The sequence below is a fragment of the Streptococcus sp. GMD4S genome (assembly GCF_000296955.1).
The window spans coordinates 1-529 of record NZ_AJRE01000425.1; the positions used below are offsets into that span (position 1 = coordinate 1).

Below are 529 nucleotides of genomic sequence, written 5' to 3' on the forward strand. Positions count from 1 at the left end.
TCAGCATTATCCATACGGATGAGAAAATCAACTCAGACGATGAGCCGACAAAAGCTATCCGTAAGAAGAAAAATGCCAGCATGGTATTAGCGGCCAAGGCAGTCAAAGAGGGAGAAGCAGATGCCGTCCTCTCAGCTGGGAACACAGGTGCCTTGTTGGCTGCAGGATTCTTTATCGTGGGTCGTATCAAAAATATCGATCGTCCAGGACTCATGTCGACCTTGCCGACCATCGATGGAAAAGGGTTTGACATGCTAGACCTTGGGGCCAATGCAGAAAATACAGCCCATCATCTGCACCAATACGCTGTCCTAGGTTCCTTCTATGCGAAAAATGTTCGTGGGATTTCGAAACCACGTGTTGGTTTGCTCAACAATGGAACAGAAAGCAGCAAGGGAGATCCGCTTCGTAAGGAAACATACGACTTGTTAGTAGCTGATGAAAGTTTGAACTTTGTCGGAAACGTGGAAGCGCGTGATCTGATGAATGGCGTTGCGGATGTTGTCGTAACAGATGGTTTCACGGGAAA

Annotated in this window: 1 protein-coding gene; it reads left to right on the forward strand. The window is 47.4% G+C overall.

All coding sequences use genetic code 11. From position 1 onward, the window contains the following. A partial coding sequence (locus GMD4S_RS10310; RefSeq protein ID WP_000311124.1) for a phosphate acyltransferase occupies positions 1-529 on the forward strand: 529 nt, incomplete at both ends.